The organism is Cupriavidus sp. FW306-1B-F12B, from assembly GCF_058781795.1.
Map to the genome: position 1 here is coordinate 86,786 of NZ_JBYSXC010000017.1, position 11,477 is coordinate 98,262.

General features: G+C 68.5%; 13 protein-coding genes and 2 riboswitches. Of the genes, 11 read left to right on the forward strand and 2 right to left on the reverse strand.

The window, feature by feature from the left end; all coding sequences use genetic code 11:
• Positions 1-90: 90 nt before the first annotated feature.
• A riboswitch (TPP riboswitch) is annotated at positions 91-192 on the forward strand.
• 100 nt (positions 193-292) lie between these two features.
• From thiC to AC3WLE_RS25295, 7 genes are all read left to right on the forward strand, one after another.
• Entirely contained in the window at positions 293-2,173 is a 1,881-nt protein-coding gene (gene thiC, locus AC3WLE_RS25265) for a phosphomethylpyrimidine synthase ThiC (RefSeq protein ID WP_492321172.1), read from the forward strand.
• Positions 2,174-2,308: 135 nt separating this feature from the next.
• Positions 2,309-3,502 carry an FAD-dependent oxidoreductase gene (locus tag AC3WLE_RS25270; RefSeq protein ID WP_011614417.1) on the forward strand — a complete coding sequence of 398 codons (1,194 nt, stop codon included), beginning with the start codon at positions 2,309-2,311 and terminating at the stop codon, positions 3,500-3,502.
• 12 nt (positions 3,503-3,514) lie between these two features.
• A complete protein-coding gene (gene thiS, locus AC3WLE_RS25275; RefSeq protein ID WP_011614418.1) occupies positions 3,515-3,712 on the forward strand; it encodes a sulfur carrier protein ThiS in 198 nt (65 codons plus the stop codon).
• Positions 3,713-3,715: 3 nt separating this feature from the next.
• On the forward strand, positions 3,716-4,552 hold the full coding sequence (locus AC3WLE_RS25280) for a thiazole synthase (protein WP_010813326.1): 837 nt from the start codon (positions 3,716-3,718) through the stop codon (positions 4,550-4,552).
• Positions 4,549-5,685: a thiamine phosphate synthase gene (locus AC3WLE_RS25285; RefSeq protein WP_492321173.1), complete on the forward strand. Its 1,137-nt coding sequence runs from the start codon at positions 4,549-4,551 to the stop codon at positions 5,683-5,685. The genes AC3WLE_RS25280 and AC3WLE_RS25285 overlap by 4 nt, the downstream gene beginning before the upstream one ends.
• A 14-nt stretch (positions 5,686-5,699) precedes the next feature.
• Positions 5,700-6,209: a GNAT family N-acetyltransferase gene (locus tag AC3WLE_RS25290; RefSeq protein ID WP_492321174.1), complete on the forward strand. Its 510-nt coding sequence runs from the start codon at positions 5,700-5,702 to the stop codon at positions 6,207-6,209.
• Between the two features lie 116 nt (positions 6,210-6,325).
• Positions 6,326-6,778 carry a PaaI family thioesterase gene (locus AC3WLE_RS25295; RefSeq protein WP_456803365.1) on the forward strand — a complete coding sequence of 151 codons (453 nt, stop codon included), beginning with the start codon at positions 6,326-6,328 and terminating at the stop codon, positions 6,776-6,778.
• Positions 6,779-6,799: 21 nt separating this feature from the next.
• Here the strand turns inward: AC3WLE_RS25295 and AC3WLE_RS25300 are convergent, their stop codons facing one another.
• Together AC3WLE_RS25300 and thiD are read right to left on the reverse strand one after the other, a co-directional pair.
• Entirely contained in the window at positions 6,800-7,234 is a 435-nt protein-coding gene (locus AC3WLE_RS25300) for a PGDYG domain-containing protein (RefSeq protein WP_011614421.1), read from the reverse strand.
• A gap of 5 nt (positions 7,235-7,239) precedes the next feature.
• Entirely contained in the window at positions 7,240-8,067 is an 828-nt protein-coding gene (thiD, locus tag AC3WLE_RS25305) for a bifunctional hydroxymethylpyrimidine kinase/phosphomethylpyrimidine kinase (protein ID WP_492321175.1), read from the reverse strand.
• 58 nt (positions 8,068-8,125) lie between these two features.
• Positions 8,126-8,241: riboswitch (S-adenosyl-L-homocysteine riboswitch) on the forward strand.
• A 122-nt stretch (positions 8,242-8,363) separates the two neighbouring features.
• On the opposite strand from thiD, the gene ahcY reads away from it, so the two are divergent.
• From ahcY to AC3WLE_RS25325, 4 genes are all read left to right on the forward strand, one after another.
• Positions 8,364-9,782, forward strand: coding sequence for an adenosylhomocysteinase (ahcY, locus tag AC3WLE_RS25310; protein ID WP_492321176.1), 1,419 nt, complete (start codon positions 8,364-8,366; stop codon positions 9,780-9,782).
• 71 nt (positions 9,783-9,853) lie between these two features.
• Entirely contained in the window at positions 9,854-10,204 is a 351-nt protein-coding gene (locus AC3WLE_RS25315) for a phage holin family protein (protein ID WP_011614424.1), read from the forward strand.
• 61 nt (positions 10,205-10,265) lie between these two features.
• The gene (gene metF, locus AC3WLE_RS25320; RefSeq protein ID WP_115711511.1) at positions 10,266-11,096 is read left to right on the forward strand and encodes a methylenetetrahydrofolate reductase [NAD(P)H]; all 831 of its coding nucleotides are present in this window, start codon (positions 10,266-10,268) and stop codon (positions 11,094-11,096) included.
• Positions 11,097-11,104: 8 nt separating this feature from the next.
• A complete protein-coding gene (locus AC3WLE_RS25325) occupies positions 11,105-11,464 on the forward strand; it encodes a TfoX/Sxy family protein (RefSeq protein ID WP_492321177.1) in 360 nt (119 codons plus the stop codon).
• The last annotated feature ends 13 nt before the right edge of the window (positions 11,465-11,477 follow it).

Here is an 11,477-nt window from a genome sequence, read left to right on the forward strand (position 1 = left end):
TTCGATACCTTTTCGAACAGGTGTGGCACCACAAACGGCAGGGAACTGGCACTGGCGCCCACCGGCACCTTGTGCTTAAATTCACCCCGTTGGATGAAACAGGGGTGCCGTACGGATGGGCCGTGCGGCTGAGAGAGTCCCTTCGAACCCGATCCGGCTAGTACCGGCGTGGGAAGTTTCACAAGACCAAGTCTCCAGTCCCTCCGGGACTCGCCGCCTCAGGCCTCAGGCCCCGGGCAGCGCTCACAAGGCTCCTGGTTTCGTCCACCCCGCAAGAGAGAGGACGACACCCATGGCCCGTACTGCCCCCGCTGCATCCTTCGAATCGCTCGAAAGCGACCTCGACCAGAAATTCGCCTACCCGGCTTCCAGCAAGACCTACCTGACCGGCAGCCGCCCCGATATCCGCGTACCGCTGCGCACCATCCTGCAAACGTCGACGCGCACCGACAAGGGCGAGATGCAGAATCCGCCGATCCCGGTGTACGACACCTCGGGCCCGTACAGCGATCCGGACGTGCATATCGACCTGAAGGCCGGCCTGCCCGCCGTGCGCGCCAAGTGGATCGACGAGCGTGGCGACACTGAAGTGCTGCCGGGCCTGTCGTCGGAATACGGCCGCGACCGCGCCAACGACCCCGCCACCGCGCACCTGCGCTTTGCCCAGCTGACCAACCCGCGCCGCGCCAAGGCCGGTGCCAACGTGTCGCAGATGCACTATGCGCGCCGCGGCATCATCACGCCTGAAATGGAGTACGTGGCGCTGCGCGAATCGCTGAACCTGCAGGCGCTGTACGACAAGCCCGACTACAAGGCGCTGCTGCGCCAGCACCCCGGCAACGCGCTGGGCGCCGGCCTGCCGCTGCGTCCGGAAGACATCACGCCGGAATTCGTGCGTCAGGAAATTGCCTCGGGCCGCGCCATCATTCCCGCCAACATCAACCACACCGAGCTGGAGCCGATGGCGATCGGGCGCAATTTCCGCGTCAAGATCAACGGCAACCTGGGCAACTCGGCGGTGACCTCGTCGCTGGCCGAGGAAGTGGAAAAGATGGTGTGGTCGATCCGCTGGGGCGCCGACACCATCATGGACCTGTCCACCGGCAAGCACATCCATGAAACCCGCGAATGGATCCTGCGCAACTCGCCGGTGCCGATCGGCACGGTGCCGATCTACCAGGCGCTGGACAAGACCGGCGGCATCGCCGAGGACCTGACCTGGGAGATGTTCCGCGACACGCTGATCGAGCAGGCCGAGCAGGGCGTGGACTACTTCACCATCCACGCGGGCGTGCTGCTGCGCTACGTGCCGCTGACCGCCGACCGCGTCACGGGCATTGTCTCGCGCGGTGGTTCGATCATGGCCAAGTGGTGCCTGGCACACCACAAGGAAAACTTCCTGTACACGCACTTCGACGAGATCTGCGAGATCATGAAGGCCTATGACGTGTCGTTCAGCCTCGGCGACGGCCTGCGTCCGGGTTGCATCGCGGACTCGAACGACGACGCCCAGTTCGGCGAACTGCGCACGCTGGGCGAACTGACCGCCAAGGCGTGGAAGCACGACGTGCAGGTGATGATCGAAGGCCCGGGCCACGTGCCGCTGCAGCGCATCCAGGCCAATATGGACGAAGAGCTCAAGCATTGCTACGAGGCGCCGTTCTATACCCTGGGACCGCTGGTGACGGACATCGCCCCCGGCTACGACCACATCACCAGCGGCATCGGCGCGGCCAATATCGGCTGGATGGGTACGGCAATGCTGTGCTACGTCACGCCCAAGGAGCACCTGGGCCTGCCGGACAAGGAAGACGTGCGCGAAGGCATCATCACCTACAAGATCGCGGCCCATGCTGCCGACCTTGCCAAGGGCTGGCCCGGCGCGCAGCTGCGCGACAACGCGCTGTCCAAGGCACGCTTCGAGTTCCGCTGGGAAGACCAGTTCAACCTGGGCCTCGATCCGGAACGCGCGCGTTCGTACCACGACGCCACGCTGCCGGCCGAGGGCGCCAAGATCGCCCACTTCTGCTCGATGTGCGGGCCGAAGTTCTGCTCGATGAAGATCACGCAGGAAGTGCGCGACTACGCGGCGTCGCTGCCCAAGGAAGCGAAGCAGGGCATGGAAGAGAAGTCGATCGAGTTCCTGAAGAAGGGCAGCAAGATCTACTCGTGATGCAGTGACTGGCAGTACGGGCATGGCTTCGCACCCATGCCCGCTCGTGTTTCGCCGCCGCGCAGCGCCTCGCGCGGCGGCACCGACAACAAGGAGGCCGGCGCGGCCGCACGCCCGTCCGGTACAACACCCCTCATGACAGCAGTGCAGTCGTTTGACGTCGCCATCCTCGGGGCCGGTCTTGCCGGCCGCCTGGCCGCCTGGCAACTGGTACGCAGCGGCGCCCGCGTGGCGCTGGTGGAGCGGGCCGGTCCGGACGGTGCGGGCTCGGCCGCCTATGTGGCCGCGGCCATGCTGGCGCCGCTGGCGGAATCGGCCATTGCCGAGCGCCGCATCGTCGACCTGGGCATCGCCAGCGTCGACCTGTGGCGCGCGTGGCTGGCCGAATTGCCTGAGCCGGTCTTCTTCCAGGAGGACGGCACGCTGGTGGTCTGGCATGCGCGTGACCGCGCCGAGATGTCGCTGTTCACCAGCCGCGTGCGCGCGGTGGCGCCGCCCGAACTGGTGTCGCAGCGGCTGCGCGCGCTGGACGGCAAGGGCGTGGGCGAAGTCGAGCCCGCGCTGGCGGGCCGCTTCCCGCAGGGCCTGCTGCTGGCCGGCGAAGGCCAGCTCGACAACCGTGGCGCGCTGCGCGCGCTGTTGTCGTGCGCGGTCAGCGAAGGGGTGCATTGCGTCTGGGAGGCTGGCGAGGTCGATGCCGAATCGCTGCCCAAGCTCGGCATCCGTGCCGACGTGGTGCTGGATTGCCGCGGCCTGGGCGCGCGCTCGGCGTGGCCCGCGCAGCCGGGCGGCGACAAGCCGGGCCTGCGCGGCCTGCGTGGCGAAGTGGTGCGCGTGCATGCGCCCGACGTCAGGCTGCACCGGCCGGTGCGGCTGCTGCATCCGCGCTACCCGATCTATATCGCGCCCAAGCCCAACGACCTGTACGTGATCGGCGCCACCGAGCTGGAAAGCGAGGATGATTCGCCCATGAGCGTGCGTTCCGCGCTGGAGCTGCTGTCGGCGGCGCATTCGCTGCATCCCGCCTTCGGCGAGGCGCGCGTGCTGGAACTGAACGTGCAGCGGCGCCCGACGCGGCCCGACCACCTGCCGGCGATCCGCGTGGACCAGCGCGCGCGCGTGGTGCGCGTCAACGGCTTGTACCGGCATGGCTTTTTGATTGCGCCGGCGGTGACCGAGGCTGCATGCGCGGTGGTTGGCGCGCTGCTCAAGGGCGATCCCGCGGCCCATGCGGTGCCGGCCGCGCTGCGCTGGCCTGGCATGATCGAAGCCGTGACCGAAGCGCCCGCCGCCGCAACCATGGCCGCACCTGGCGGGCTGCTGCACTAACGCATGACTGACATGGAAATCCTGCTCAACGGCCGACCGCTCGCCCTTGCCGATTCCGCCACGCTGGCGGACGCGGTGAGCGCGGCGCAGATCGCGCCCCCCTTTGCCGCGGCGGTCAACGGCCAGTTCGTGCCGCGCGGCGCCCACGCCAACACCATTCTTGCGGCCGGCGACCGCATCGACCTCGTGCAACCCGTGACGGGAGGCTGACCCATGACATTCGAACCTTCCGAAACCTTGCGCGACCCGTTCGTGCTGTATGGCGAGTCGTTCGGCTCGCGCCTGCTGCTGGGCACCGCGCGCTACCCGTCGCCGGCCACGCTGGAGGCGGCCGTGCAGGCCTCCAGGCCCGCCATGATCACAGTCGCGCTGCGCCGCCAGGGCGCGGTAGGCGCCGGCGAGGGCGGCCAGGCCTTCTGGCAGATGCTCAAGGCGCTGGACGTGCCGGTGCTGCCCAATACCGCTGGCTGCTTCACCGCGCAGGAAGTGATCACCACCGCGATGATGGCGCGCGAGGTCTTCGAAACACCGTGGATCAAGCTGGAGCTGATCGGCGACGACTACACGCTGCAGCCCGATACGCTGAACCTGCCGGCCGTGGCCGAGACCCTGATCAAGGAAGGCTTCAAGGTGCTGCCGTACTGCACCGAGGACCTGGTGCTGTGCCGCCGCCTGCTCGACGTGGGCTGCCAGGCGCTGATGCCTTGGGCCGCCCCGATCGGCACCGGCCGCGGCGCGGTCAACCCGCACGCGATGCGCGTGCTGCGCGAGCGCCTGCCCGACACCCCGCTGATCGTCGATGCCGGCCTGGGCCTGCCGTCGCATGCGGCGCAGGTGCTGGAGTGGGGCTACGACGGCGTGCTGCTCAATACCGCGGTGGCGCAGGCCGCCTACCCGGTCAATATGGCGCGCGCCTTTGCGCAGGCCGTTGAGGCCGGCCGCACCGCCTACCTGGCCGGGCCGATGCCCGAGCGCGAGGTGGCGCAGGCCAGCACCCCTGTCGTTGGCATGCCGTTCTGGCACGCCGACAGCACGGAGCAGCGCGCATGACCCGCCGCGCCGTGCATGCCGCCAGTGACGGCCCGCTGCGCCAGGCGGTGCTGGAACACTATGGCGAGACCTTCGGCGTCGATGACAAGCCGTGGCAGGCCTGGCGCCTGGCCGACGCGCCCGCGCAACCCGGCGCCCACGACGTGCTGCTGTTCGACGGCGAAGCCGACGCAGGCACGATCGCGCGCGTCGCCGCCGCGGGCGCCACGCTGATCGAGACCGACCGCGAGGGCGGCCAGTGGATCGACACGGTGCGCTCGCCGATGGGCACTTGGGTCTTCTCCGTCGCCGCCGACACCGACCAGCCGCATTCGCCCGCCTTCGTCGCGGTGCTGCTGGCCAGCCTGTCGCTGCATTTCCCCGCGCACGACGCGCTGTGCCTGGCGCGCGCCTGGGAGCCGGGCTCGGCCGACTGGCCGTCTGACTTTGCCCGCTTCCCGCATGTGCGGCACGCCGCCCTGGTGGCACCCGAGCAGGCCGCGGCGCCGTTCGCGCCGTGCCCCGCGCTGGGCCTGTACGTGGTGGTGCCAAGCGCCGAATGGATCGAGCGCCTGGCGCCGCTGAACGTGCCGACGGTGCAGCTGCGCTTCAAGTCCGACGACCCCGCCGCGGTGCGTGCCGAGATCGCACGCGCGGCGAAGGCCATGCAGGGCTCGTCGTCGCGCCTGTTCGTCAACGACCACTGGCAGGCCGCGATCGACTACCGCGCCGCCAACGGCGGCGATCAGAGCGGCATCTACGGCATCCACCTTGGCCAGGAAGACCTGGACGATGCCGACCTCGATGCGATCCGCGCTTCGGGCCTGCGCCTGGGTGTCTCCACCCATGGCTATGCCGAGATGCTGCGCGTGGCCGCGATCCGCCCCAGCTACCTGGCGCTGGGCGCGATCTTCCCGACCACCACCAAGGTGATGCCGACCCAGCCGCAGGGCATGGGCCGCTTCCGCGCCTACGTGAAGCTGATGCAGCCGGTGATCCCGTCGCTGGTGGGCATCGGCGGCGTCAACGCGGCCAATATGCGCGAGGTGCTGGCCGTCGGCGTCGGCAGTGCCGCCGTGGTGCGCGCGGTGACCGAGGCTGATGACGTGCCGGCCGCGGTGGCCCAACTGATCAGCCTGTTCCCCGCTGTCTGAGCGCGGAGCCAGCCATGGCTGCTGCTGCGCACATCCGCCTGGCAGCGGCGGACGAGGTGCCGCGCCTGGCCGATATCGAACTGGCCGCCGCGGCGCTCTTCCCTGATACGGATCTGCCGGCGCTGCTGCGCCTGGTCAGCACGCCCGAGCCGGTGCTGGCCGCCGCGCAGCGCGAAGCGCGCCTGTGGGTAGCCGAGCGCGATGGGGAACTGGCCGGCTTTGCGCTGGCCAGCCGCAACGGTGAGTGCGCCTATCTCGATGAAATGGATGTGCACCCCGACCACGGGCGCCGCGGCATCGGGCGGGCGCTGGTAGGGGCGGTGCAGGGCTGGGCGCGGGCGGGGGGATCGCACTCGCTCAACCTGACCACGTTTGCCCACCTGCCCTGGAATGCGCCGTTCTATGCATCGCTCGGGTTTCGCCAGTTGCGTGACGACGAGCTGTGTCCGCTGCTGGCCGACGCGCTGGCGGCGCAGCGTGCTGCGGGGCTGCGGCAGCGGGTGGCGATGCGGAAGGTGCTCTGAAGGGCGCGCGCGGCGCCAGGATTTGTGCGACATTCGCCCAGCCGCGGGAACCGAACGGGGCCCCGCCGTTATGATGTTGGGCAGCATTCCCCGCCAACCATCCAGCATCCCCCATCATGTCCAGCCAGACCGCCCCCGAAATCATCCCCGTCGCCCCCGGCACGCCCGAAAAGCCCTACTTCGGCATCGACGTGCCGCTGATGCGCTATTTCGGCCTGCAACCGGTTCAGATCGAGGAGGGCCTGTGCCGCACGCGGCTGCCGGCGCACCCGTCGCTGGTCAACAGCCGTGGCGATGTGCATGGCGGCACGCTGATGGCGACGCTGGACTTCACCCTGAGCGGAGCCGCGCGCTCGCATGCGCCGCTGGAAACCGGCGTGATCACGATCGACATGTCCACGCATTTCCTGGCGGCAGCGCGCGGCGAGCTGACGCTGGAGGCGCGCTGCCTGCGCCGCGGCGCGCGCATTGCATTCTGCGAGGGCGAGGTCAAGGATGCTGCCGGCACAGTGGTGTGCGTGGCGCGGGCCGCATTCAAGCTGGTGCCGCTGTCCGCCGGCGGCAACTGACCCTGGCGTCGGCCTGGCCGCTCAGTCCTGCAGCGGCCGGTACACCTGTTCGAAGCGTGCGCGCTCGGTGATGCCATAGTCGCCGGGCGCGTATTGCATCAGCCAGTCGCCCGGCTTGCCGTGCAGCACGTCGCCGCCGGCGCTGCGCGCGATGCTGAAGGCCTCGTGCATTTCGCGCGCCAGTACCGGGATCGGCTTGTTGCGGTAGGCGCCGTCCTGGCCGTGCGCCAGCGGCGGCACGGCCTCGTATTTGGGGTCGAAGCGGTCGCGCGAGACGCACCAGCGGTCGCCGCCGCGGCTGGTGATCAGCGCATCGCCAGGCTGGTAGCGGTTGGGTCCCTCGCGGCTGATCAGCTCGCCGGGTTCGGTGGCGAACACCACGTCGACAACTTCATGCTTGAGGTAGAACGCGGCAGCCGGGTCGCTGCGCAGGTCGATATCGGCCAGCATCGGCATGTCCGTCAACCCAGCGCGCGCGGCGCGAACAAATGGTTCAGCGGGCCGTTGCCGGCACCCAGCCGCAGCCCCGCGCCCGCCGCGATGGCCTGCGCCACGTAGTCCAGCGCCGTGCCCACCGCCGCCTCCAGCGCATCGCCGCGCGCAAGCTGAGCGGCAATCGCGGCGGCCAGCGTGCAGCCGGTGCCGTGCAGGTTGCGGGTATCGACACGCGGATGCGTGAACACGCGCACGCTGCCGTCGGCCAGCATCAGCAGGTCATCCAGGCCGCCGGCGGCGGCACCGTCTTCCAGGTGGCCACCCTTGAGCAGCACCGCGGGGCAGCCCATCGCGATCAGGTCGGCGGCGGCCTGTTCCATCTCCGCACGGCGCGTGATCCTGCGGCCCAGCAGGTAGGAAGCCTCGGGCAGGTTGGGCGTGACCAGCAGCGCGCGCGGGAACAGCAGCCGCACCATCGCCTGCGTGGTGGCGTCATCGGACAGCGTCGCGCCCGAGGTCGAGATCATCACCGGGTCCACCACCAGCTTGCGGATGGCGTGCCGGTCCGCCGCAGCGGCCACCGCCTCGACGATGGCGGCGGTGCCCAGCATGCCGGTCTTGGCCGCGTCCACGCCGATATCGCTGGCCACGGCATCGATCTGCGCGGCCACCATGTCGGCGGGAATGGCGTGCACGCCGGTCACGCCCAGCGTGTTCTGCGCGGTGATCGCGGTGATGGCGCTCATGCCAAAGCAGCCCAGCGCGGAAAAGGTCTTCAGGTCGGCCTGGATGCCGGCGCCGCCGCCGGAGTCGGAACCGGCGATGGTCAGGGTACGGGGTGGCGTTGGGATCATCTGTGCAGGAATCGGAGGGAGCCGGTGCGCAAGGCGCCCGGGCACGCTACAATACCGCCACTCCGAGGAGCGTTGCAACGGATGGCGGCCTGCGAAGCACATCGCGCGGCCGGCGGCACAGCCGCCCCATGCCATCCGCCAGGCTCGGACTGTCTTCAACGGCGCTCGCTGATCCGTGGTCCGCACGGAGGCGAGTCGACCTATCCGCGTGCTTCGCATGTGCCCTTGCGCCATGCCACGGCTGCCAGATTCCCCGTACTCGTCACCTGCGTGCCACTCTTCACCGGGAGTGAAACATGAACGCTGTGACCGACCTGAAGCAAGACTACCTCGTCGCCGACATCAACCTGGCCGGCTGGGGCCGCAAGGAAATCGCCATTGCCGAGACCGAGATGCCCGGCCTGATGGCGATCCGCGACGAATTCGCCGCGGCGCAGCCGCTCAAGGGCGCGCGCATTGCCGGCTCGCTGCACATGACGATCCAGACCGCCGTGCTGATCGAGACGCTCAAGGCACTGGGCGCCGACGTGCGCTGGGCCTCGTGCAATATCTTCTCGACCCAGGACCACGCCGCTGCCGCGATCGCCGCCGGCGGCACGCCCGTGTTCGCGTTCAAGGGCGAATCGCTGAAGGAATACTGGGACTTCACCCACCGCATCTTCGACTGGGCGGATGGCGGCACCCCCAACATGATCCTGGATGACGGCGGCGACGCCACGTTGCTGCTGCACCTGGGCGCGCGTGCCGAGAAGGACGAGTCGGTGATCGCCAAGGCCACCAGCGAAGAAGAAACCTACCTGTTCGCCGCGATCAAGGAAAAGCTGGCCAAGGACCCGAGCTGGTACAGCCGCAACCTGGCAGCCATCCGCGGCGTGACCGAGGAAACCACCACCGGCGTGCACCGCCTGTACCAGATGGCCCAGAAGGGCGAACTGCGCTTCCCGGCCATCAACGTCAACGACTCGGTGACCAAGAGCAAGTTCGACAACCTGTACGGCTGCCGCGAGTCGCTGGTGGACGGCATCAAGCGCGCCACCGACGTGATGATCGCCGGCAAGGTTGCCATCGTGGCCGGCTACGGCGACGTGGGCAAGGGCAGCGCACAGGCGCTGCGCGCGCTGTCGGCCCAGGTGTGGGTGACCGAGATCGACCCGATCTGCGCGCTGCAGGCCGCGATGGAAGGCTACCGCGTGGTGACCATGGACTACGCCGCCGAGCATGGCGATATCTTCGTCACCTGCACCGGCAACTACCATGTCATCACCCATGACCACATGGCGAAGATGAAGGACCAGGCCATCGTCTGCAATATCGGCCACTTCGACAACGAGATCGACATCGCCTCGATCGAGAAGTACGAATGGGATGAGATCAAGCCGCAGGTCGATCACGTCAAGTTCCCGGACGGCAAGAAGCTGATCATCCTGGCCAAGGGCCGCCTGGTGAACCTGGGCTGCGCCACCGGCCACCCGTCGTACGTGATGAGCAGCTCGTTCGCCAACCAGACCATCGCCCAGATCGAACTCTGGCAGGAACGCGACAGCGGCAAGTACCCGGTCGGCGTCTACACGCTGCCCAAGCACCTGGACGAGAAGGTGGCGCGCCTGCAGCTGCGCAAGCTGAACGCGCAGCTGACCGAGCTGACCGAACAGCAGGCCGCGTACATCGGCGTGAAGAAGGAAGGCCCGTACAAGGCCGACCACTACCGCTACTGATCCGCACAGGAAGGCAGGGCTCCCCCTCCCGCTTGCGGGAGAGGGGGAGAAACCACATTCAAGGAGCCGTCATGAGATTACTGGTCGTCTGGATCATCAACGCTGTTGCGCTGTTCGTGCTGCCGTACATCATCTCGTCGATCCACATCCAGAGCTTTGGCTCGGCGATGCTGGCGGCGCTGGTGCTGGGCCTGGTCAATACGCTGATCCGTCCGATCCTGGTGATCCTGACGCTGCCGGTCACGCTGCTGACGCTGGGGCTGTTTATCTTCGTCATCAACGCGCTGCTGTTCCTGTTTGTCGGCAACCTGCTGTCGGGCTTTACCGTCGGCGGTTTCTGGGCGGCCCTGCTGGGCTCCATCCTGTACAGCGTGATCTCGTGGCTGCTGGCCAGCCTGCTGCTGGGCGAACGCACCGCCTGACGCGGCCTGCACTGACACGAATCCCATACCGCGCGCCGCGCCAACGCGGCGCGCCACCATTATGCAAGACCGCTACTTCAGCTTTGAATTCTTCCCGCCCAAGACGGCGGAGGGCACGGAGAAACTGCGCAACACGCGTGCGCAGCTGGCCCCGCTCAAGCCCAAGTACATCTCGGTGACGTTCGGCGCCGGCGGCACCACGCAGCAGGGCACGCTGGACGCGGTGCTGGAAATCCAGCGCGAAGGCATCGAGGCCGCGCCGCACCTGTCGTGCGTGGGCTCGTCGCGCGAGAGCATCCGCGCGATCCTGCAGCAGTACCGCGAGGGCGGCATCCGCCATATCGTCGCCCTGCGCGGCGACATGCCCTCGGGCATGGGCGAGATCGGCGAGTTCCGCTACGCCAACGAACTGGTCGAGTTCATCCGCGCCGAGACCGGCGACTGGTTCAACATCGAGGTCGCGGCCTACCCCGAGTACCACCCTCAGGCCAAGTCCCCGCGCCACGATCTGGACAACTTCGTGCGCAAGGTCAAGGCCGGCGCCGACTCCGCCATCACGCAGTACTTCTACAACGCCGACGCCTACTTCCGCTTTGTCGACGATGTGCGGGCGCAGGGCGTGGAGGTGCCGATCGTGCCGGGCATCATGCCGATCACCAACTACTCGCAGCTGATGCGCTTCTCCGAGATGTGCGGCGCCGAAGTGCCGCGCTGGGTGGCCAAGCGGCTGGAGAGCTTCGGCGACGACCGCGAATCGATCCGCGCCTTCGGCCTGGACGTGGTCACCGCGCTGTGCGAGCGCCTGCTCGCCGCGGGCGTGCCGGGCCTGCACTTCTACACGCTCAATGCCGCCGGCGCCACCAAGGCGATCTGGCAGCGCCTGAAGCTGTAAAGCCCGCCATGGCCACGCGCCGCCCCGATCCCTTCATCGAACATCTGCTCGAGCTGATGGGGCCGCTGGCGGCGCGCATCGGTCCCATTGCGGCCAAGCGCATGTTTGGCGGCCATGGCCTGTTCTATGACGGGCTGATGTTTGCGCTGGTGTCGGGAGGCACCTGCTACCTGAAGGCGGATGACGCCACGCGCGGCAAGTTCGAGGCCGAGGGCAGCGAGCCCTTCCGCTACCAGTCGGCAAAGCGCGAGGTCACCATGCGCCACTACCTGAGCCTGCCGCCGGCGGCGCTGGAATCGCCCGGCGCGATGACGCCCTGGGCGAAGCTGGCGGTGGAGGCGGCGCTGCGGCTGGGGAACGCGGGCTGAGTGTTTGCTTCCC

Bases quoted from the DNA above. Each gene is read 5' to 3' on its own strand.
- thiC (WP_492321172.1), top strand. From the start codon at position 293: ATGGCCCGTACTGCCCCCGCTGCATCCTTCGAATCGCTCGAAAGCGAC.
- AC3WLE_RS25270 (WP_011614417.1), top strand. From the start codon at position 2,309: ATGACAGCAGTGCAGTCGTTTGACGTCGCCATCCTCGGGGCCGGTCTT.
- thiS (WP_011614418.1), top strand. From the start codon at position 3,515: ATGGAAATCCTGCTCAACGGCCGACCGCTCGCCCTTGCCGATTCCGCC.
- AC3WLE_RS25280 (WP_010813326.1), top strand. From the start codon at position 3,716: ATGACATTCGAACCTTCCGAAACCTTGCGCGACCCGTTCGTGCTGTAT.
- AC3WLE_RS25285 (WP_492321173.1), top strand. From the start codon at position 4,549: ATGACCCGCCGCGCCGTGCATGCCGCCAGTGACGGCCCGCTGCGCCAG.
- AC3WLE_RS25290 (WP_492321174.1), top strand. From the start codon at position 5,700: ATGGCTGCTGCTGCGCACATCCGCCTGGCAGCGGCGGACGAGGTGCCG.
- AC3WLE_RS25295 (WP_456803365.1), top strand. From the start codon at position 6,326: ATGTCCAGCCAGACCGCCCCCGAAATCATCCCCGTCGCCCCCGGCACG.
- AC3WLE_RS25300 (WP_011614421.1), bottom strand. From the start codon at position 7,234: ATGCCGATGCTGGCCGATATCGACCTGCGCAGCGACCCGGCTGCCGCG.
- thiD (WP_492321175.1), bottom strand. From the start codon at position 8,067: ATGATCCCAACGCCACCCCGTACCCTGACCATCGCCGGTTCCGACTCC.
- ahcY (WP_492321176.1), top strand. From the start codon at position 8,364: ATGAACGCTGTGACCGACCTGAAGCAAGACTACCTCGTCGCCGACATC.
- AC3WLE_RS25315 (WP_011614424.1), top strand. From the start codon at position 9,854: ATGAGATTACTGGTCGTCTGGATCATCAACGCTGTTGCGCTGTTCGTG.
- metF (WP_115711511.1), top strand. From the start codon at position 10,266: ATGCAAGACCGCTACTTCAGCTTTGAATTCTTCCCGCCCAAGACGGCG.
- AC3WLE_RS25325 (WP_492321177.1), top strand. From the start codon at position 11,105: ATGGCCACGCGCCGCCCCGATCCCTTCATCGAACATCTGCTCGAGCTG.